At 44.3% G+C, this 21,707-nt stretch carries 20 protein-coding genes; 9 read left to right on the top strand and 11 right to left on the bottom strand.

Features of this window, described 5'->3' with window-relative positions:
• Window positions 1–395: 395 nt before the first annotated feature.
• Window positions 396–1,097 carry a 16S rRNA pseudouridine(516) synthase RsuA gene (gene rsuA / locus KIT90_RS04060; protein ID WP_009705818.1) on the bottom strand — a complete coding sequence of 234 codons (702 nt, stop codon included), beginning with the start codon at window positions 1,095–1,097 and terminating at the stop codon, window positions 396–398.
• A gap of 74 nt (window positions 1,098–1,171) precedes the next feature.
• Between rsuA and KIT90_RS04055 the strand changes: the two genes are divergently transcribed.
• Entirely contained in the window at window positions 1,172–2,926 is a 1,755-nt protein-coding gene (locus tag KIT90_RS04055) for a DEAD/DEAH box helicase (RefSeq protein WP_285375465.1), read from the top strand.
• A 74-nt stretch (window positions 2,927–3,000) separates the two neighbouring features.
• On the opposite strand, the gene KIT90_RS04050 is transcribed toward KIT90_RS04055, so the two are convergent.
• Entirely contained in the window at window positions 3,001–4,344 is a 1,344-nt protein-coding gene (locus KIT90_RS04050; protein WP_285375463.1) for a GGDEF domain-containing protein, read from the bottom strand.
• Between the two features lie 339 nt (window positions 4,345–4,683).
• Between KIT90_RS04050 and KIT90_RS04045 the strand changes: the two genes are divergently transcribed.
• The 3 genes from KIT90_RS04045 to KIT90_RS04035 all read left to right on the top strand — a co-directional run bounded on the left by KIT90_RS04045 (window position 4,684) and on the right by KIT90_RS04035 (window position 7,190).
• Window positions 4,684–5,103, top strand: coding sequence for a PepSY domain-containing protein (locus KIT90_RS04045; protein WP_005442271.1), 420 nt, complete (start codon window positions 4,684–4,686; stop codon window positions 5,101–5,103).
• Window positions 5,104–5,191: 88 nt separating this feature from the next.
• Complete coding sequence (locus KIT90_RS04040; RefSeq protein ID WP_005442273.1) at window positions 5,192–5,851, top strand: response regulator transcription factor; 660 nt, start codon at window positions 5,192–5,194, stop codon at window positions 5,849–5,851.
• On the top strand, window positions 5,841–7,190 hold the full coding sequence (locus KIT90_RS04035; protein WP_285375461.1) for an ATP-binding protein: 1,350 nt from the start codon (window positions 5,841–5,843) through the stop codon (window positions 7,188–7,190). Before KIT90_RS04040 ends, KIT90_RS04035 begins: the two co-directional genes overlap by 11 nt.
• Here the strand turns inward: KIT90_RS04035 and KIT90_RS04030 are convergent.
• Together KIT90_RS04030 and KIT90_RS04025 are read right to left on the bottom strand one after the other, a co-directional pair.
• Entirely contained in the window at window positions 7,187–8,548 is a 1,362-nt protein-coding gene (locus tag KIT90_RS04030) for an LssY C-terminal domain-containing protein (protein ID WP_039842561.1), read from the bottom strand. The genes KIT90_RS04035 and KIT90_RS04030 overlap by 4 nt on opposite strands.
• A gap of 14 nt (window positions 8,549–8,562) precedes the next feature.
• Window positions 8,563–9,297 carry a glycosyltransferase gene (locus KIT90_RS04025; protein WP_038894797.1) on the bottom strand — a complete coding sequence of 245 codons (735 nt, stop codon included), beginning with the start codon at window positions 9,295–9,297 and terminating at the stop codon, window positions 8,563–8,565.
• A 422-nt stretch (window positions 9,298–9,719) separates the two neighbouring features.
• Here KIT90_RS04025 and rplY point away from each other — a divergent pair, with 422 nt between their 5' ends.
• Complete coding sequence (gene rplY / locus KIT90_RS04020) at window positions 9,720–9,998, top strand: 50S ribosomal protein L25 (protein WP_005442281.1); 279 nt, start codon at window positions 9,720–9,722, stop codon at window positions 9,996–9,998.
• A gap of 231 nt (window positions 9,999–10,229) precedes the next feature.
• On the opposite strand, the gene KIT90_RS04015 is transcribed toward rplY, so the two are convergent.
• Both KIT90_RS04015 and KIT90_RS04010 read right to left on the bottom strand, forming a co-directional pair.
• Window positions 10,230–10,745, bottom strand: a complete 516-nt coding sequence (locus KIT90_RS04015; protein WP_032802687.1) for a GNAT family N-acetyltransferase — start codon at window positions 10,743–10,745, stop codon at window positions 10,230–10,232.
• A 15-nt stretch (window positions 10,746–10,760) separates the two neighbouring features.
• Complete coding sequence (locus KIT90_RS04010; RefSeq protein ID WP_009705811.1) at window positions 10,761–11,465, bottom strand: GNAT family N-acetyltransferase; 705 nt, start codon at window positions 11,463–11,465, stop codon at window positions 10,761–10,763.
• 348 nt (window positions 11,466–11,813) lie between these two features.
• On the opposite strand from KIT90_RS04010, the gene ushA reads away from it, so the two are divergent.
• Entirely contained in the window at window positions 11,814–13,508 is a 1,695-nt protein-coding gene (gene ushA, locus KIT90_RS04005; protein WP_285375457.1) for a bifunctional UDP-sugar hydrolase/5'-nucleotidase UshA, read from the top strand.
• Window positions 13,509–13,894: 386 nt separating this feature from the next.
• A complete protein-coding gene (locus tag KIT90_RS04000; protein ID WP_009705808.1) occupies window positions 13,895–14,116 on the top strand; it encodes a hypothetical protein in 222 nt (73 codons plus the stop codon).
• 226 nt (window positions 14,117–14,342) lie between these two features.
• Here the strand turns inward: KIT90_RS04000 and KIT90_RS03995 are convergent, their stop codons facing one another.
• Window positions 14,343–14,591 carry a DUF1289 domain-containing protein gene (locus tag KIT90_RS03995; protein WP_020194912.1) on the bottom strand — a complete coding sequence of 83 codons (249 nt, stop codon included), beginning with the start codon at window positions 14,589–14,591 and terminating at the stop codon, window positions 14,343–14,345.
• Between the two features lie 220 nt (window positions 14,592–14,811).
• On the opposite strand from KIT90_RS03995, the gene KIT90_RS03990 reads away from it, so the two are divergent.
• Entirely contained in the window at window positions 14,812–15,258 is a 447-nt protein-coding gene (locus KIT90_RS03990; protein ID WP_020194913.1) for an META domain-containing protein, read from the top strand.
• 105 nt (window positions 15,259–15,363) lie between these two features.
• Here the strand turns inward: KIT90_RS03990 and KIT90_RS03985 are convergent, their stop codons facing one another.
• The 4 genes from KIT90_RS03985 to KIT90_RS03970 form a co-directional block, all read right to left on the bottom strand.
• A complete protein-coding gene (locus KIT90_RS03985) occupies window positions 15,364–16,854 on the bottom strand; it encodes a SulP family inorganic anion transporter (RefSeq protein WP_285375455.1) in 1,491 nt (496 codons plus the stop codon).
• 328 nt (window positions 16,855–17,182) lie between these two features.
• Window positions 17,183–17,851, bottom strand: a complete 669-nt coding sequence (locus KIT90_RS03980; protein ID WP_285375454.1) for a hypothetical protein — start codon at window positions 17,849–17,851, stop codon at window positions 17,183–17,185.
• Window positions 17,852–18,018: 167 nt separating this feature from the next.
• Complete coding sequence (locus tag KIT90_RS03975; protein WP_045413695.1) at window positions 18,019–18,615, bottom strand: response regulator transcription factor; 597 nt, start codon at window positions 18,613–18,615, stop codon at window positions 18,019–18,021.
• A complete protein-coding gene (locus KIT90_RS03970; protein ID WP_285375452.1) occupies window positions 18,605–20,410 on the bottom strand; it encodes a sensor histidine kinase in 1,806 nt (601 codons plus the stop codon). The genes KIT90_RS03975 and KIT90_RS03970 overlap by 11 nt, the downstream gene beginning before the upstream one ends.
• 307 nt (window positions 20,411–20,717) lie before the next feature.
• Between KIT90_RS03970 and KIT90_RS03965 the strand changes: the two genes are divergently transcribed.
• Entirely contained in the window at window positions 20,718–21,701 is a 984-nt protein-coding gene (locus KIT90_RS03965; protein ID WP_005442302.1) for a sulfurtransferase, read from the top strand.
• Window positions 21,702–21,707 lie beyond the last annotated feature (6 nt).

The following is a 21,707-nucleotide window of genomic DNA, read 5'->3' as shown; positions in this document are numbered from 1 at the left end:
CCCTGAATTCGTAATAGTTACGGATACAGAGCATAGTTTCCTTACTAATGAGAAGATCATAAAAGACGAAAGTATACCAAGACGGTCTTGACTAACTCGACGCTATAACCTGCATGATCAGTATGCAGAACGACAAAATAACCGAGCTAAAACGAAGAGGCGGTGACGTTAACACCGTCTGTACTTATCGTCAGTAAGGACCAACAAGAGAAAAGACTTTTCTCAGATTAAATACAGTTCTGCCTGCGTTTACGAGCGGCGAATGTGCGTCTTGTTCAGACACTAAGACATATTTGGTAGGAACCCTCATTTTGAGCGATTTCCTACCAAAACACTAGTTCCTATCGGGAATTAAACAATTTCCCAGAACAGCAATTATTTCCGAATAGAATGGATTACTTCCAAACTGATTCGACTTCTTCTTCGGTTAAGAATCGGTAATCACCCGGCTCCAATGCTTCATCAAGCACGATAGAACCAATACGCTCACGATGTAAGTGCTCTACTTTATTGCCGAGTGCAGCAAACATGCGTTTCACTTGGTGGTATTTCCCTTCCACTATCGTTAGAAGTACTTCGTTTTCTGCTTCGTTGACGATTTCTAGGTGTGCTGGCAGTGTCGCTTCACGCTCGTTACGTAGCTCAATACCTTCAGCAAACTTCTCAACATAATCAGGTTGAATCGCATCCACTAGCCATACACGGTACGTCTTTTCACATTTGTGTTTTGGTGACGTAATACGGTGCGACCACTGACCGTCGTCTGTGATCAACACAAGACCGGTTGTGTCCACATCCAGACGACCAGCAAAGTGAAGGTTCTCTACCTTTGGCTCATCAAGTAACACGAATGCAGTTGGGTTGTGCCCATCTTCATGTGAACACACAAAGTCCGCAGGTTTGTACAGCATGATGTAACGAGGACCAGGAGCACCAACTTCGCGCCCTTCCCACTCAACCACACCACCTTCTGGCACTTTGAAAGCGCCACTCTTTTGTACTTCACCATCAACCGTTACTTCACCACTTTTGATGATCTTCGTTGCCTGCTTGCGAGTCGCGCCCAGTGCATCACACAAATATTTATCTAAACGCATGAATACCTCTAATGTTTAAGGTCGGGTATTATAGCGATCCTAATTCGAATAGTTGAGCAATTTCACAGATTTTCATGTACACCCTTCGACCATACCAAGCCGACTCTGTAAAAGCGGTGATTCACTATTTTCGTAAACACTCCACACCAGCGGTCATTGTGCTGCCTACAGGTGCGGGGAAAAGCTTGGTCATTGCAGAGTTAGCAAGGCTTGCCAAAGGTCGAGTACTGGTGCTTGCTCACGTAAAAGAATTGGTGGAACAGAACCACGCCAAGTACGAAGGCTATGGACTAAAAGGCTCAATATTTTCAGCGGGGCTTGGGCGAAAAGAAACCGATCAACAAGTGGTGTTTGCGTCGGTGCAATCTGTGGTGCGTAATCTGGATTCCTTCAAGAACCAGTTTTCTTTGCTCGTTATTGATGAATGCCACCGTGTACCCGATGAAAAAACCAGTAGCTATCAAAAAGTCATTACTCACCTGAGAGAGCTTAACCCAGGCATTAAAGTTTTGGGCTTAACTGCAACACCATATCGCTTAGGTATGGGTTGGATTTACCAATATCACACCCGTGGACAGGTTCGCACGGAAGAGCCCCGCTTTTTCCGTGACTGTATCTTCGAGCTTCCTATCCGTTACTTGCTGGATGAAAACTTCTTAACGCCTGCACGCATGATGGATGCACCCGTCTTGTCTTATGACTTCTCGCAGCTAAAACCAGCGAACACGGGTCGATACAAAGAAGCGGAAATGGACATGGTGATCGACAAAGCCAAACGAGCGACGCCGCAAATCGTAGAGCAAATCATACAATACGCCAACGAACGTAAAGGTGTGATGGTGTTTGCTGCCACGGTTCGCCATGCGCAAGAAATCCATGGATTACTGCCTGAAGGTGAAACCGCGATAGTGATTGGTGACACGCCAACACCTGAGCGCGATGCCATTATTCAGTCGTTCAAGAATCGTGAGATAAAGTACTTGGTTAACGTGTCCGTTTTAACCACAGGCTTCGACGCGCCACATGTGGATTTAATCGCGATTCTTCGCCCAACCGAGTCGGTCAGTTTGTATCAACAAATTGTTGGTCGTGGTTTGCGTCTCTCGGAAGGCAAATCGGAATGTTTAGTATTGGATTACGCTGGCAACAGCTATGACTTATATCAACCTGAAGTGGGCGACCCTAAGCCTGATTCCACCAGCGAAATTATCACCATTCCTTGTCCTGCTTGCGGCTTTAACAACAACTTCTGGGGCAAGTTAGACAGCAATGGCTTTTTGCTTGAGCACTTTGGTCGTCGCTGCCAAGGATATTTTGAAGATGATGAAACCGGAGAGCGCGAACACTGTGGTTATCGCTTTAGAGCCAAATATTGTGGTGAATGTGGCGCTGATAACGACATTGCGGCGCGTATTTGTCATGAATGCGACGCCACCCTTGTCGATCCAGACAAAAAACTCAAAGAAGCATTAAACCTGAAAGATGCGCTGATCTTCGAATGTACAGAAATGGATTTGTCGGTATTTAAGTCCAGTGACGGTAAGTCACAACTAAAAGTGACGTACTCTGGTGAAACCTATCAAGGCGAAGGCAATGCATTGGTGCATGAGTTCTGGTCACTGAATACCAAGAAACAAAAGCAAACCTTCAAAGACCAGTTTGTGCGCCCTCACCTTGCCGACAAACATCGCCCATTTGAAGAAGCATCACCAACGAAAGTGGTGGCAAACCAACATCGTTTCCGTTTACCTCAATTTGTGATTGCTCGTAAATCAGGTCGTTTCTGGAAGCTTCGTGATAAGATCTTCGAAGACGAACTCAAGCAGTAAAAATTCAAGTATCGTCCAGCTATAAAATGACAAACAGCGCCCACTTCGGCGCTGTTTCACTTTAAGACTTAGACTCAAATGCCCTTGTACTGATACATGTCTTGATCGGCGAGTTCAATCACATCAAGCAAAGACTCGTCACTCGTTCCTTTAGCCACCCCTGTCGTCACACCAACCTCTATACCATAACGCACTAAAGGTCGTGCAGCGATGCTATCTCGCAAATTGGCAGCAAGCTCCTCTGCAGACTCTAGCGGGCAATGTGGCATAACAACCACAAACTCATCACCACCAAGGCGAATCAACCAATCACTCTGCCTAAAGGTCGACTTCATCATTCTTGCAATATGAATAAGCGCTAGGTCACCCGCTTTATGTCCATAGGTATCATTGATTTGCTTAAACTTTTTGCCATCAATAAGAATCACCGAATAGTGCCCATCTTTCAGTGCGTCTTCAAAGTCCTGATCCTCAAATACCTTGCGATTGTACAACTCGGTCAGCTCATCCCGACTAGCACTTTTAATCGCATGCGCCAAGTGATCCCTGTGCTTGATATTGGAAGAATAAAGGCGGTGATAAGTTCGAACCAAAACCCAAGTCACCAGCAACACCCAAAGGTTATCGATGATCACCTTCACGACAGGCAATTGATAAATGACCACACTGACGTTATCAAGCGGCAATATTAGCCCTCCAGCGAGATCATAAAACGGGTAATTTGTATGCCCGATAGTGACGTAATAGTGCCCGTTCACTTTCTCCGTCGATAAGCTCTGCCCTTCCAAAAACTCATAGTTAACGTGAACTTCAACGACCACATCACCAACGATGCTCCCGTCACTATAAACGGGGCTTGAGATGCTAAATGTCGTTTCTCCTGTCTCGGTATTATTAAAGTTTTCAGAAAAGACAACTCGGTCGGCTAAATCAGAGTCATGCATATTCAAGGTGCAATCGCGAGTTTGACTGCATAAAGCGGGATCGAACATTGAAGGCTCAATAGCAAGGTTGTCCCCTGCTTTCGAGAAGATAAGCTTTTGCCCTGTGTAAGAGCGATAATAAATGTGAACGTTGGGTCTTTCCGCAAGCTCGCGGTTGTACTGATAAAGGTCTTCTAATACGGTGAACGCAATCCTTTCGCTGTGATTGAGCTCGTCATCGTTTAGCGATTTAACTCGTTGCGATTGGTTTATATGATCTGATGTAAGGGAAACTGGAGCATCGTGTTTTAGGTCAGATTGAATTCTCAATCCAGTTAGGACCGCAGTGCTTTTGTAGAGCTCCAGATAATTGGCGATAGAAGCAAACTCTTTTTCACTGCGATTGATCGCCCAAAAGCTCATCGAAGAAACGACAGCAACATAGACCAGTAACGAAATGACCAGAGGATTTTTCGACAGTTTAAACAGAAGCATTCTCTACCCTAAGAACTCCATGCATACACTAGGAACTGCACCGAGCCATCCAATTAAAATGCCCTATCATTTGTCCAGACCAATTATATGTAATATTTATATCAGCAGCGTATAGCGCGAAAAATATACATTTGTTAGGTTTTTGTTTATAGGCATATTGCGAAATGCAAATCCGACCAGTGCCTAATTACTGTTAAATCTCTCTATAAGCTATTTAAATTACAGAAATTATTTTTTTATCGTAATGAAGGTAGAAAAATTTGAACTCGATTTCGTATTCACTTTCCATTCATGTACGAGCCGATATAATTTTGCTAACTCTCCGAAAAAGGCTTTGCTATGTCTACATCCTTCACACCACGCAAGCTGCCTGTGCTGCTAGGTTTAGTACCGCTTTTATTGTCTGCACCAAGCTTTGCGTCTCACCATGATCATCATGATGACAAAGACGGTCATGCCATTGTTCGTGACGTCGAAAAACCAGGAACACGAATCGAGTTCGATGAAGATCAGGATGAAGTCTACCGCGCCGTTCAGAAAGGCTATATCCGCCCTTTCTCTGATATGTATGAAGCAGTGGAGAATGATCTGTATGGGCGTATTATTAAAGTAGAACTTGAAGAAGACGATGATGAGTGGGTATACGAGCTGAAAATCCTGTTCAATGACAGCGTAATCAAAGTGGAATACGACGCAGCAACGCTGGAAATGCTCGAAATCAAAGGCCGTAACTTTAATAAAGCACTCAAGCCACAGTAATCAATCACAACCACTGATTACTCATAACCTGATCATTCATAATCTGATCAATCATAAATAGTCACTAAGCATAATAAGAAGAAAGAATATGAAAATACTTGTTGTCGAAGATGAACCTCGCTTAGGCGAACAGATTTTAGAAACGTTAGAAAACAATGGCTGGGTGCCAGAGCTTTCTCAAGATGGCATCGATGCTTTGTATCGCGCTACTTCTGAAGAATGGGATGCGATCGTACTCGACCTTGGTTTACCAAAACTCGATGGTTTGACGGTTCTAAAAGGCATTCGAGACGAAAACATTAATACACCCGTGGTGATTTTGAGTGCGCGTGACACTCTATCTCAACGTGTTGAAGGTTTGAATGCAGGTGCCGACGACTATCTAACTAAGCCATTTGAAATGGTGGAACTTACTGCACGTCTCCGCGCTCAACTGCGTCGCGCTTCAGGTAACGCATCACCTGTCATGCAGATTGGTGATCTAAGCTTAGATACGCGCTCATCAAAAGTTCTATGGCAAGGCCAAGCTGTCAGCTTAACCGCGCTGGAGTACAAAGTGGTGGCGTATTTCATGCACAACCCTGAAAAAGTCATTTCCCGTACCGAGTTGGTCGAGCACATCTATAAGCAAGATTTCGACCGCGACTCAAACACCATTGAAGTGTTCATCGGTCGTATTCGTAAGAAAATCGCACCGAAAATCATCAAGACCGTTCGTGGCTTGGGGTATCAACTGAATGCCGAATAAAGCAAGGCCTTCCATACATGTACTTAAGCGGCTCAGTATCAAAAGTCGCTTAGTTTTAGCTGCGGTCGTTTGGCTGACCGCAATGATCCTTGCTGCTGGCGTAACAATCCCTACTCAAGTTTATAGCTACATGGTGGACGATACGCGTTCACAGCTTAACGTTTATATGGACGAAATCGCCGCCCAGCTTGAAGTCGACAGCAAAGGCAAACTCACCCTCCCTACCCAACTTTCAGACCCAAGATTTAGCCGCCCATACAGTGGCTTATACTGGAGCGCTTCTACCGAGACGAGCTTAGAACGATCTCGCTCTCTGTGGGACAAAAAAATCGAATACAAAGGATTGGATAAAGATGCTTTTGGCGCGCGCGATGAAAAGCTCATCACGTTGAAGAAGACCCTTTACCTTCCTGATTATGATGGCCCTATTGATGTCATCATTGGTATCGACGAAGACCCAATTGAAGGCACGATTCAATCTTTAACCGGGCAACTTTGGATTATCTTGGGATTGCTGTTTGCTGGCGTACTCGCCGTTATTTTGCTGCAAATTGCGTGGTCTCTGAGCCCGTTGACCAAGCTACAAAGAGAGTTGGCCGAACTGAAATCTGGCAATAAAAAAGGCTTGGAAGAAGAGTACCCGAAAGAAATTTCGCCGCTAATCTCAGACCTCAACGCCCTGTTATTCCATTATCAAGAACTGCTTGAGCGTGCTCGTAACCATGCAGGGAACTTGTCCCACGCGCTGAAAACGCCGCTTTCTGTTCTGAAAAACGAAGTGCAAACCTTAAAGCCCGAAGAGCAAGATCGCTTGAACGCGCCAATCACGCAGATTCAACAGCACATCGACTATCACTTAGGTCGTGCTCGTATGGCTGGTTCAATGAACATCCTTTCGGTGAAATCGAACCCTTCAGAGCGAGTTGATGCCATTTCGATGGCGTTTGATAAAGTCTATGCACATCGTGATGTCACATTGATTAACGAGCTCGATTCTGAACTGAATGTGGCAGTAGAGAAAACTGACCTTGATGAGATGGTGGGTAACTTGCTAGAAAACGGCTACAAGTGGGCAAACAGCATCATTCGTGTTCATTCAACCTTGGACAAAGACAACATTCACATCATTATTGAAGACGATGGCCCGGGGATTCCTGCTGAGCAACTATGCCAAGTGATTAAGCGAGGTTATCGACTGGATGAAACCACTCCGGGTTCTGGTTTGGGTTTGAACATCGTGAATGAAATGGCACACAGTTACCGAGGCCAACTTGAACTCTCAGAAAGTAAAATGGGCGGTTTAAAAGCCACCCTTATTTTGCAAAAGAGTCGAGCTTAAATCACATCCGGTGATAACTCTGAAATGGCACTTATCGATGCTTCATCGTTAGGTGCCATTTTTGTATCCGAGCTCTGATTAAGCACATTTAAAGCAAGTGAAGGCTCGCTAATCAGCAATACATTCCCATCTGAGTAATAGTCATGCTTATTGTCCATTGCGACAGGTTGCGCTAACGAATGCAATTCCCCTACTAAGGCTAGGTGACTCATCTCGATTTGATTCGCCAGACGGTCTCTTTCACTGTCTACGTTTGGATCAATCCGATGCAGCACAGTCACAATACCGGAGTAATGCGCTAATTTGAGTCCATCATCATAGCTTATCGCCCCTACCCAAACCGACTGATTTGAGCTTGCCTCGTGTCCTGCTTGCCACCAGCGTATATGAGAACGTTTAAGTAAGCTTCCGGGTTCTTGAAATGCCATCGCTTGTGGTTTGCCATTCCAAAACAAATCCGACACAGGAGGCAGCTTTTGCTTCAACAAACTCACATAATCAGACAGCTCAATGTCGTTTCTTGAGAATGTTTGATTTTCCAGCCAACCGAGTTCTTGCATTAAGGTTCTCGGTGATTCACCGACATAGACCAAATTTACGGCCTGAGCGTCAAATACATTTGAACGTCCTGGATACACTTTAAAACCAAGATCGTTAAACGCGATTGGTTGAATCTCAGTGGACTCGACTTGCTGAACATTATCGTCAGCAAGATAGAAAAAATGACCATAGTTTGCAGCAACCAAACACAGCACTAATGCCGTCAGTGATTTGGTCCACTTGCGTGACCAATTCTTTTTCCACGCAACAACGGTAAATGTCACAGCCACCAATACCGAAGCAATAAGAAGTTTATGTTCAATTAAGATTAACTTTAAGGAATCCAATGGCAACCAAGTTTGCAGACCTGCAGCAAGCAAATATCCAGCAACAACAAATTGCCCAACACCGAGTATCAAACCGATTGATGAACAGATGGTAAAGCGCTTCCAACTCACGTTCACTGAACCCGCCATAAATGGCACGACCCAAGCGACTGGGCCTAATAGGCGTGCAAAGATCAAAATGGCGTTACCACGCTTTTTCATCAGCAAGCGACAACGGGCAATTGGGCGTTTCGTCTTAGCTTGCCAACGAATCAGTTTTCTCTGAGCTTTAGAGCCCGAACGTTTACCAATAAAGTAACTGAGTTGATCACCAAGCCAACCACCAACGAGGACAGCGATTACGCCCCAGATGATGCCTTGGTGTAATTGATAGCCCGCAGCGAGCAGAAACGGCTCGCCCGGGACAAAGAGATTTGGTCCAATCGTCGCATCCAGAAATGCCCCGAAGAACAGACTGATCGCTTCCAGCATACAGCCTCCGACGATTATGAGTGTTGATCTTTATAGTGACCGAATTTGTACTCCATTTCGTTGTTGCGCATTTCCCCAAAGAAGAATCGGCGCACATTGGCTTTGAAATAGGTCATGCCCATTTTAAAGAAACCATCTTGCTCCAAACGACGCGGATCGAATTCGAACGTCATTGGTAAAAAGCGGAATCGCCATGTTTTTGAAGCGCGTTTCACGTAATCACAATCTTCGCAAAGCGTAATAGACTCATCAAAGCCGTTGATCTCTTTGTGCGCACGCTTGGTAGAGAAAATGCAAGCACCTACCGCAGTTGGGAATGTGTACTGAGTAATAAACAAACCCGCGTTAAACATGCCATAGCCTAGCTTGTGGGCCATTGGTAAGTCTTTTGCGCCCATATAGACGCCGGCCACTTCTAACTTGACGTCTTCTAACTTGCTCATTGCACGACTTAGAAAATCGCTTGGCAAACGTACGTCTGCATCCAAGAAAAGAATGCGTTCGTATTTCGCCAACTCTGCCCCCGTGTTGCGTCCTAAGCTGACACCACGAGTCTCCATTTGATGAACGGTAAGTTCTGGTAATGAGCTTTCGTAAGCTTGTGCAACTTCACGTGTCGAATCTTCGCTGTTCGAGTCCACCACGATCACTTCAAAGTTCTGGTGAGTTTGTTTGGTTAAGTCTTCAAGTAGTCGACCAATACGTTTTTCTTCATTGAGGGTAATTATCACGATACTGATAGGATTCATAATGTGCTCCATTGAGGTTGTCCGTTTATGTACGATGGAGAATAGAACCGACTGACTTAACGGTTACTGAGGTCAACATTCATTTTGCGTTCATTTTGTGAATAACAGATGTCGTTAATGAATGAATTAACTTGAGAAGAGGATTGAGTCCTAGGCAAATAGAAACGTGCTGACAAAGAGCCAAATAGGTTAAAATCAGCGCAATGCGGACAAAGTTTTGCCGACACCACAAAACAGACACTCTTCTTGACGAAGAATTACTGGCTTTTTGGTGATTTAGGTACAATTTTGGTTGCTGAATGTAGAGCAGGATGATAGTATCCGCGCTCGCTTGAACAGTTCCTGTTTCAAGCTTTACTACGAACACAAGGTCGCATTGTGTTTGTAAAGTTTTATTTTTTACTAATTTGAGAGTAAATACTATGAAATTCGAAGCAGTAGTACGTACTGAACTAGGTAAAGGTGCGAGCCGCCGCCTACGTCACGCTGGCAAATTCCCTGCAGTTGTATACGGCGGTGAAGCAGCAGCAGTTGCTATCGTTCTTAACCACGACGACATCGTTAACCAAATGGACAAGCCTGAGTTCTACGAAGGTATCGTTCTAGTGATCGACGGCGCTGAAGTTAAAGTTAAGCCACAAGACGTTCAACGTCACGCTTACAAGCCAAAAGTTGAGCACATGGACTTCATCCGTATCTAATTCCCTACCAAGGAATTAACGGATAAAATCCAAACCTTTTGCATAAAGATTATCGGACTTACCAACCGAGATATCTAAAAAATTTCAAAACCCCGGAGACTTACCACCTCCGGGGTTTTACTATTTAGGGAAAACGTCAATATCCCCTACACTTAGAGTCTGATAAACGACTCTCTATTCAACCAAGCTTTGCATTGGGCATTTCAATTCAGAGAAATGTCAGTTTGAGCACTAGGTTCGCGCTATATACTTCACCAATGTAACGTCGTTTAGCGTCATATCATCAATAACCTCGGCCTCTTCCTCTCCAGAGCGCACAAAACCGCACTTCTTATAGAAATTCAGCCCCTGCTTATTGGTATCTAATGCCTTAAGGCTAATTTGCATCACAGGCGTTGAGAGCAATCTTGTTTCTAACTCATCAATCAATGCACTGCCTGCACCCTGTCCGTAATATAAAGGGGAAACATAGCAACAGGTTACAATCGCCGTTTTGTCTTCACTTGAATGATTAGGCAGTTCATAACTCAGAAAACCGACAATCTCTTTTTGCTTTTCGACAACGATGAGGTTTGCCAGTTGTTCCGTCATCACTCGCGTCCACATGCGTTCTCGACGCTCTCGGGTGAACTGGTCAATGTAGCTTTGCGGCATCAACCCTCTGTAAGCAACTTGCCAGGAATCAACGTGTATCTTGGCGATATAACTCGCTTCGTCTCTCACTGCATTTCTAACTGTATATCCCATTGCTCGCCTTTCTCGTTATTCCTGAGTAAACACCCTCTGACGGCTGTACGCTTCAAAACCTAATGACTGGCACAGCTTTATTGAGATAGTATTTTCAATATTTACTCGATACCTAATTGTGCGCTGCCTAGTCTTCACTTCATTAATTAAGTGGCCAAGCAGCCGTTTCCCATAACCTTTCCCTCTCGAATTTGGGGAAACTAATATGGACAAAGACTCGAATGGTTCTTTTCCTTGATAACAGTATGAAGCAAGCACAGCGACCAGTTCTTTGTTGTCGAAGATGCCATAGAAAAAATGGCTATCGAGGTCAAAATCCGCCTTTAAAATATCTTCTTCACTCTCACGACTTAAAAAGGATTCGAGCAACTCACGATCCGACTCAATAGAAAGAGAAATCACTTCGTCGTCTTTGTTGACGTTATCGTCATTAAATAAATAGTAGTCGACATCGTCGTATTCACAGAACAATTGCTTGTTATTTAATTTTCTCTCCAGCTCATTGGTCTGAAAATGTTTAATTCTTTCCCATAAACTTGGAGGACAGGATATATACGTACAGGCATCAGATTGGTATAAAAATACAGCACAAAGATCGGAGAACTTTTGCCAATAATGTGGGTCATAAGAATAGCCGTTGTACAAATTACCGTTCACGTTGAACAGTTTCTGCCATGAGCAATCGATTTCTGCGGCAAGCGCGGTTGTTTTTTTGAGCATCCCTTCCTCTCAACACAGCGTACAGAAAAGTATAACTATTTGTTTCTTTGGCATTAAGAAGACATGAATTTGGCAAAATAATCACCAAAGTTTGCTTTATATCTCACCAAAACGCGTATTGATTCACATAAACAAAATGCATTCAATTAAGCCGCTCACACTTTTAACCCGATAATGGATTAAACCTTTCCTAAACACGATTTCTGTTTATTTATCGACATGCTTTGCAGCGCCGTAATTTCCCTTATTCAACAAAACTATAAATAAGATGTAGATCACTAAAGTTTCACATTATTTCCGTATATTTCACGCCGTAACAATAACAAAATCACAAAGAAAGGATCCCTTATGAAGTTTTCCAAATCCCTTTTGGTACTTTCGGTCGGTATTGCCATGGCTGGTTGTTCTGATGATGAGACCATTATTGTAGAAGCTCCTCCTGGTGAAACAAACACATGTTTCACTGCCGAATCATGTACACAATTTACAATTTTACATACCAACGATAACCACGGTCGCTTCTGGGAGAACAAAGACGGCGAGTATGGTATGGCTGCTCGTAAAACTCTAATTGATTCAATTCGATCAGAAGTAGAAGCAAATGGTGGTTATTCACTGCTACTTTCTGGTGGTGATATAAACACTGGTGTACCAGAGTCGGATCTTCAAGATGCTGAACCTGACTTTTTAGGCATGACTGATATTGGTTACGACGCGATGGCTGTAGGTAACCATGAGTTCGATAATCCACTTGAAGTGCTAGAAAAACAGCGCGAGTGGGCTGACTTCCCAATGCTAGCAGCAAACATTTACAAGAAAGATGGAACTCGCTATTTCCAACCATACCAAGTATTTACATTAGGCGATCTTCGCGTTGCAGTGGTTGGCTTAACAACTGAAGATACAGCAAAAATCGGTAACCCCGAATATATCTCTGAGCTAACCTTCACAGACCCGAAAGAGGAAATGAAGAAAGTCATTCAGGAGATCAAAGATAAAAACGAAGCGGACTTAGTTTTTGCAACTACGCATATGGGGCACTACGCAAATGGCCAGCATGGTTCAAATGCTCCTGGGGATGTAGCCTTAGCTAAAGCAATGGCCGATGGACAGCTTGCAGCAATAATTGGCGGTCACTCGCAAAACCCTGTATGTATGGAGCCAGGCTCTAACAAATACGCTAGCTTCGAACCCGGTGATGAATGTATGCCAGACCGCCAAAATGGTACTTGGATCATGCAAGCTCACGAATGGGGTAAATACGTTGGTCGTGCTGACTTTGAATACTTTGACAATAAACTACACTTGGCAAAATACGAGCTTATCCCTGTAAACTTGCTTGACGAAGATGGCAATGTGCTTGGTAACCGTATCGAGCCTCATGCTGGTCTGAAAACATTCCTTCAAGAATATCAAGATAAAGGTCAAAGTGAACTAGACAAGGTGATTGCAAATTCTGATGGCAAGTTGGAAGGTGACCGAGAAGTAGTTCGTGGTCAACAAACCAACCTTGGTAGACTCATTGCAGCTGCACATCAAGATAATCAGAAGGCAGATTTTGCTGTGATGAACTCAGGTGGTGTTCGAGCTTCCATCGATGCTGGCCCAATTGCATACCGTGATGTTCTTACCGTACAGCCATTCGGGAACACAGTCACGGTTGCTGAAATGACAGGTTCCGAGGTTATCGAATACTTAAACGTGGTTGCAACAATGCAACGTGGTTCTGGAGCATACGCACAGCTAGCAGGTTTAAATATGACTGTCGACTGTACATCCAAGCAAGTAGAAATCAATAAGATAAATGGTAAAGATTTCGACGCTTCTGCTACATATAAGTTTACAGTTCCAAGCTTCAACGCAGCAGGTGGTGATGGTTACCCTGAATTAGAAGTCATTAATACTGGTAACGTTGACGCAGAAGTTATGTATAGCTATCTAGAAACACTAGGGAATGTTCAAGTTAGCAACTATGAGCCACAAGGCGAAATCGTCTACACTAACTCTAACAGCACACTCGGTTGTGAAATTGCAACTGAGTAATTAAAAACGTGTCAGACTGACTCTAAGACCAACCGGAGCCCAAGTGGCTCCGGTTTTTTTATTGGCGCTAAATCTCTGATAAAACGCCACCTTCACAAATCGTTCAAAAAATGTTCATTTGTGTTATTGACGCCCCTGTGTGCGGCTTCTATGTTTGATAAGGTCTTTCAAATATGCAGATTCATTAACTGAGTTTTTGGAGTCATTTTTGATTCATGCAGCCAATGATTCTGAGAAAGACGTGAATGGCGTTACAAACACTGCTCTCAAACAATTTGTCTCTCAGACTTCAAACGAAGGCGATGGGCTTCTACGCTCACGCCAATGAGCAGCGATATGAACGCCAATGTGTTCAAACTGCTGCCATCGAGTTCTGGAGGTCAAAAATGAAACGAGCCAGCAACAGCTATAGACTGCAATTAATTAAAGAAGTGGTTACTCGTAGAGAGCGCGAATCGTGTACTGATCCAATGGCAAACTATATCCACCGACTGATGGATGAAATGCCCGCGAGTAAACTAGAGGTTGAACAAAACCACCGCTTTGCCGGGAGTCACTTCGACGAACAAGCAGGAGGCTGGGTAAGCGACCAATGGTCTTTAAAATAACGCCAAACGCTCACTCTTTTGGGCGAGAAAATGGATAGGAACTTCCCGGCTCTTATGGATGAGCCTCTCAGACTGGGCCGGGAATAGTTGTTGAACTGGACAATCAATAGGTAAATAAGTCGATAAACTGGGTAACGTCGATAAATTGGTTAGCTAAGCCGATAGAATAGGTGCTCAGCCAACGAATTGATATGACAGTTTAGATAGCGAAAACCAAAGCCGACCATCAGAACAAATCTTGTTGCGGTGACAAATCATCTTTAGGCAGTTCTGCTTTCCCCTTCCCTGCCAGTACTTTTCTTCTATAACGCTGACGACACAACTTAATCACGTGCAATTGCTGTGCTGGGGTAAAGCTCAGCCAATTAAACCGCTCTTCTCTTTTACGCATACATCCTTTGCAATAGCCCTTTTCGTCTGAGGTACATACTCCGACACAAGGACTCGGGACGGTAAAAAACTCCAGTTGCTCCATGCTCAACCCGTTCTTTGGTTATCTCATCAAGACCCGATTCGCTTATAGTCGAATAACTGTAAGAAATTTCGAAGTTTTCTGTGAATTTCAATACCGGGAATGGGATCTCTGTTATAAAATACGCTGTGTTTAAAAACATACGAAACCATAACCGTATGCTGACAAAAACAGTGTTTTATTACCTATACTTACCACGTTTTCTAAAAACGGAGTCAATAAAATGAAGCTTAGCCTAAAAACGTTAGTAGCAGCAATCTCTCTTCCAGTTCTAATGACTGCATGCGCTAGCAACGGTGATAATGTGAAAGAAATTACGGCTCAGGATCTACAGCACCATAACTGGGAGCTGGTTCAAATCGATGGCAAAAACATCGCATTGGAAGAACAACAAAAAGCCCCTCGTCTGGAAATCGGTGAAAACCTAACGGCGAACGGCAACGCAGGTTGTAACAACTTCTTCGGTCAAGCTGAACTGAAAGACAACCAACTACGCATTGAAAAAATGGGCATGACCATGATGATGTGTGTAGGCGATCAAATGAAGATTGAAAAAGTAATGTCTGAAACGCTTTCTGATTGGAGCGACGTTACTCTGACTGACCAAGGTCTAGTACTTAAAAACGCAGATCACGAACTAACGTTCACACTGCGTGAGTGGGTAAACTAATCATAACTTGAGTTTTAGAGCGGTTTTAAAACCTTAGTGTGTAAACCAATCGCCTCTAAATACATAAGTTCCTAAAAAAGCAGCCTTTTGGCTGCTTTTTTGTTTCTAGTGTCCCATACCTTGTTTAGCAAGCTTTTCCGGATCATCATAAATCGCATGGCGGTCAATCATATCCAGCGTTGCTTCATTCATTCCTCTCACAGCGACAATAGAGCCACCTTTTCGGAACTTGATGATCGCTTTATCTAATGCAGATATTGCCGTGATATCCCAAAAGTGCGCATCGGATAAATCTATCGTGATGTACTTAGTCGCATTCTCGAAATCAAACATATCGGTAAAGCTGTAAGCAGAAGCGAAAAAGATTTGGCCGTGTACTTTGTGAATCGTATGGTCATTATCAATAATGACCTCATCCGACACCTTCATTAAGGTGCGACTTTGATTCACGTAAAACACACACGCAAGCAAAACACCGACTAAGACGCCAATTGCGAGGTTATGAGTCGCAACAACAGCAATGACGGTGGACACCATGATCACGTTAGTTGGTAAACTGTGCTTACGCATCTCAGCAAGAGAGCGCCAAGAAAACGTGCTGATAGAAACCATGATCATCACAGCAACCAAAGCAGCCATCGGTATTTGCTTAAGGTAATCTCCTAAGAACACCACCATAATCAGCAAAAACACACCCGCACAAAGCGTAGACAAACGTGTTCTACCACCAGATTGAATGTTGATCATCGATTGACCAATCATCGCGCATCCGGCCATGCCACCAAACAGTGACGCCACCATATTCGCAATGCCCTGCCCTTTACACTCATCATTCTTTTCGCTTTCCGTATCAGTGAGCTCATCAACGATCGATGCCGTCATAAGAGACTCCAGCACACCAACAATGGCGAGTGCTAACGAATACGGGAAAATTATTTGGAGCGTTTCAAGGTTGAAGGGAATATCGGGAATCATGAACACAGGGAGCGAATCGGGCAAATCCCCCATATCTCCAACTGTTCGGATATCGATATCAAACATCAACGCAATCACCGTCACCGAGATAATGCACACCAATGGAGAAGGCAGCATTTTTCCGATTTTAGGTAAGTATGGAAACAGATAAATAATGGCTAATCCTAATGCCGTCAATACATAAACTGGCCAAGAAACATTCGTCAGTTCAGGCAGTTGAGCGATAAAGATCAAAATAGCCAAAGCGTTAACGAATCCCGTCATAATCGACTTGGATACAAAACGCATGAGGTCCCCTAGTCTCAAATACCCAATCAATAATTGAAGCACGCCAGCGAAAAAAGAAGCTGCTAACAGATACTGCAAACCATGATCTTTGACTAAGGTGGTCATTAATAGCGCCATCGCTCCTGTCGCCGCGGAAATCATTCCGGACCTTGAGCCTGTGAACGCAATAACGACGCATATTGAAAACGAGGCGTATAGACCAACTTTAGGGTCTAATCCGGCGATAATAGAGAATGCGATAGCTTCTGGTATAAGTGCCAGCGCTACAACAACTCCTGATAAACAATCTCCTTTAACATTGTTGAACCAAGTATCTTTTGTAAATTTAAACATAAATCTCTCATAAACGTATTGCCTTAGTTGGTGCATTGCGCACGGTGAAGGGAGTGATGCAAACGCATCTGAGAGATCGTTCTAAGGCGGACTAATGAGCAAAAAGCACCTTCCTTTTCCTGTTGATGAGCCGAAAAATGAGGACAAACAGCGAGTGCTCCCCTCAAAAGAAGTGTGCTTTATATCACTATAAAAATGTAAATTGTAATCAATTCTTACAAAACGAAGTCAATAATCCTACAGAAAGCCACAAAAAAACGCCTCACAAAGGAAGCGTTCTTATCATCTCTATGCCTTACAGGATAAGGGATTATCGCGAAAACCGTTTTTAGAATGACTGCTGAGAGTAACCCTCTCCATCAAAGCCACTTAATTGCTCATAAGCTTTGGAAAGAATGGCAATACCAACAATCGTAACAAAGAAGCTTAAAAGACTCATCAGGAAAGGAAGCTGTAAAAACGCAAGTGGAGACATAGCCAAACCAAACAGAAGCGGCACAATAATCACAACGCTCATCATGTACCAGGTATGGCCTTTAGTAAGATTCCATGCGTAAGGAAAAGAAACACCTTTACCAATCGCGATGGCAGGAAAAACCAAGACTAATCGACAACACACAACGCTTAACGCTAATAGCGCGATAGCTGCTAGGACAAGATTAATCATCGCGCAAACCGCAGCCACAGCGACCACCGCCACGGTCATGGCCAAGTAGTGGCCGATAAACCACATTTCGATTTTTCCAAACGTGAAACGTCCCCACTGTGGCACAGACTGAGGACCTTTCAAAATGATGCTGTGAACGTTGATTGCAACGATTGCAGATAAAAGAGCCATCAAGATCTGTACAAGAATAGGAGCGACATCCCCTTTCGCTGAGTTCAGTACAAGATCCAGCATCAAAGAAAGGAGAATGGGTAACGCCGTTGCTTTCGCAATAGCCTGTTTATTTGCACTCAATGAAGAGAAAGCGCTTTTAACGGTATCGACAAACATAGTAGGATTCTAATTAAGAGTAAGGTTTATTCTGGTTACTGATGTTATCTTCCAGATACTAAATGAGCAAACCTTTCCCTAATTATCATTAAGTTACCGTAGTTACTTCGACCGAGATAGATTCATTGACCCACAATTATGCGCTTTGTTCACCGAATACGGCTTTGTTAGATTAAATGTCCAACTTTACGAATCAGTACAGCAAGGCTTTCCGCTTCGAGTTTCTTCATCACGTTGGAACGGTGTACTTCAATCGTTCGCAGAGAGACACACAACAAATCCGCCATCTCTTGGTTTTTCATTCCTTTCACCACCAAGCCAAGCACTTCTCTTTCACGCTTAGTCAGATTCTGTAGAACTTGTTTTGCTCCGAGCTTTTCACAGTTTTTGATCGACTGTGCCATCGCATCGTCTACGGCAACCACCAGAGCGTTGCCATCAACCGGCTTTTGGAAGAAATCTAACGCTCCATCTTTGAGCGCATCTACCGCCATCGGGATGTCACCATGCCCTGTCAGGTAAATTACACTAATTGGACTGAACTTCTCGTTCATGAAGTGGTGAACGTCTTGGCCTCGCATCTCTGGCATGCGGCTATCAAGCAAAACACAACCGGGTGATGATAAATCGGCACCATCGAGAAACGCCATCCCGCTAGAGAAAGTCTCAACCTCATAACCATAGCTTTCCAACATAAACGCCATGGATTCCAATACTGGCTCTTCATCATCAACGATATAGAGCGGACAAAGGTTACGACTCATGACAAGCCTCCTGATACGGTAATACAATGGTCACCTGACACCCCGTTGGCTCAATTGACCTAAATTGAATGCTGCCTTGGTGGGAATCAAGCACATCACGACAAATCGCCAAACCTAACCCCAGCCCATTCTCTTTGGTGGTGTAGAAGGCTTGATCAAGTGGCGTGCTCTCTTCTTCAATACCAATGCCGTTATCGGTCACATCAATGATGACCATCTCATCACAAAAACTGACGTGCAGGTCCACGTACAAATCTTTTCGTTTCGGTGAATGGCTCAAACAGGCATCTTTGGCATTGTTCAGAACATTAAGAATGACTTGCTGCAAACCGGTAACGTCGGCAAACACTTTTTGCGGTTCGCCGGAGTACAGCACGCCAAGTTGGATACGATGGCGTTGGAATTCGTAATCCACCAGCTTCATCGCTTCTTCGATTAAGAAAGGTAAGTCTACCCAGCTCTTTTCAATCGGCGTTTTGTGTATCAAGCTACGAAGGCGTTGGATGATATCGCTCGCGGACGTAACTTGCTGCTGAATTTTATCTAGGATTGGCGACATTTCTTCAGCTGTCGCGCCCCGCTCCATTCGCACTTTCGCGCCCTGACTGTAATTCTTGATGGCTGCAAGCGGTTGATTGATTTCGTGCGCGAGGCTACTTCCTAACTCACCAACAATGGTAATTCGCTGAGCATGCTCAAGCATCGAGCTCTTGCGACGCAGATCGTTCATCGTTGCTTGCAGCTCTTCTCGGCTGCGTTTGAACTTCCATTCTAACCAAAAGTGATAGCCCGTTAAGAGCAACAAAGTCAGCAAAGAGGCCATCGCAATCGCTTGGTTCTTATGTAGCCATTCTTGCGCTTTTTGTCCCCAAGATTTTTGTAATGGGTGCATGTCTAAGTGCTTGTAGACTTTATCGACATTGATGCTTGGCGCTGGCAACATCCACCCCACGTTATTCGCCGCAATCGCTGCAGGGTGTTCTTCAGGCATTGCGAACAAGGTTTGCGCTACCATTTGTCCCACATCCGCAGGCGCTCGCTCTGTCATTGCCATCGTCCAGTTTGGGTACAAAGGTGTACTCACCGCACAAACAGAATCGGCAGGACGCTTTTCATTTAGAACGCGCAGGTTATGCAGTTGAATACGCCCCTCTTTCGCCATGTTCTCCAAAGTACAAGCAGGTACGATCGCGACATCGAGATCATTCTTGATCACGTCCAAAATCAGTTGATCAGTCGGCGGGCCAGTAAAGTGGATCTTTTCGAAGAAAGAAGAGTTGAAGTAACCCAATTTGTCGAGCTCGTAACGCAGGGCTAAGAATCCACCAAACGCTTTTTCTGATACTGCCGCAACGTTCGCTTTATTGATGTCACGTAGCGTTTTGTACGGTGAAGCTTCACGAACCACCACAACAGATGCGATCGATTTGTTCGGCAAGTTACTGTAGGCAGTTTTCTGCGTTGCTAACCAGTTGATTGGGTATTCACGAGCAAGCTTGGTCGCCTGCCCCGGACTGGTCAGGATGAAATCGAGCCAACCGTGTAAAAACGCGTCTTCAAGTTGGTCAAAGTCGTAAGTATGTAAGTTGAATTTATAACCGGGATTTTGAGCCTCTAACCAATCCAAAGTCGGTTGCCATGCTTCTCGCGCATGTGCGTGCCCACGCAGTGCTAATACACCGACGTCATAAATCATTCTTTGCGTTTTTTGCTCGTCCGAAAAACTAAAAGAAGAGAAGAAAAGGGAAACAAGGAGTATCAACCGGACGAATTTATGAGAATGGTTATTAATCACTTAATAAATAATATGAAAATTTGTTTGTAGCACATTTTACCATCACATCCCCCTATCAGTTTGTTGCTTTAGATCAATTCGGATTCATTATTGTGGGAAACCACAATACCCCCTAAGTATCGATTTCCTCAAAATGCCTACCAACAAAGGGCTAGATGCAAATGCACTCTTTAAGAGTGTTAATACACCATGAACACTTATGAAAAATTACAAAGTTCATGCTTCTTCTTCCTAGCTGCAAAAAATTCTAACTGCCGAGCGAAATGACTCGTCAGGAAAACTTTAAATTAAAATATGGAAGCAACTCATGAAAAAATCGACGATTGCGTTGGGTGTGTTGGCGGCTGTCGCAGCTGTTGGCTACTCAGCTTACAATACGATGTTCTCAGCTGAAGCAGTAACAGTGGATGCCGCAGCACAAGAGCAAAAGTTCACTGAATACGCTCACCCAGAGCACTTCATCTCTGCACAACAACTGAAATCGCTGATGGACGGTGATAAAGACGTGGTTGTGATCGGCGCGCTAAACCCTATCAAACCAGACAGCCCTATCTCTGGTTCTTACACTATGTGGCGTAACGATTACTCTGCGGCGGAAGGCGTTTACGATTTCGGCGGTATGAGCAACAGCACAGAAGAGATGGAAACCATCTTAGGTAGCTTTGGCGCAACAACAGACAGCACAATCGTCGTTTACGCGGCAGGCTCTCACCACGATGCTGCACGTCTTTACTGGCAAATCCATAACCTTGGTCACCAAGACGTTCGTTACCTAGATGGTGGCTTAAACGCTTGGATGGGCGCAGGTTTCCCAACTGGCTCTGCAAACCAAAGCGTTGCAGCGGTTGAATACAAAGCTCCGAACACGAAACAAGACAACAACACACTAGCAACGCTAGACATGGTTATCGCAGCGCAAAACAACCCTGATTGGGTGATCCTAGATACGCGTGGCAACGACGAATTTAGCGGTGAAGTAGCGGTGTCTGGCGCATACGGTCCGGGCACTATCCCAAGCAGTGTTCACATTAACTGGACCAAAGCGTTGAACGAAGACACAACGCTGAAATCAGCAGAAGAACTGCAAGCCCTTTACGGCGACATCATCAAAGGCAAGAAAGTTATCGCTTACTGCCAGTCTGGTGTTCGCTCTGCCCACACCACCATGATTCTTACTGAAGTATTAGGTGCAGAAGGCGTCTACAACTACGACGGCTCATGGATCGAGTACAGCCATGCTCACTACGAGCAGAAGAACCCTGAAGTGAACGTTATCAACGGCAAGAGCTAATCAACA

Origin of the sequence: Vibrio sp. B172a (assembly GCF_030248355.1) — a bacterium.
GTDB lineage: Bacteria > Pseudomonadota > Gammaproteobacteria > Enterobacterales > Vibrionaceae > Vibrio > Vibrio owensii.
The sequence above is the reverse complement of the archived record's forward strand: the minus strand, read 5'-3'. Positions and strand labels throughout refer to the sequence as shown.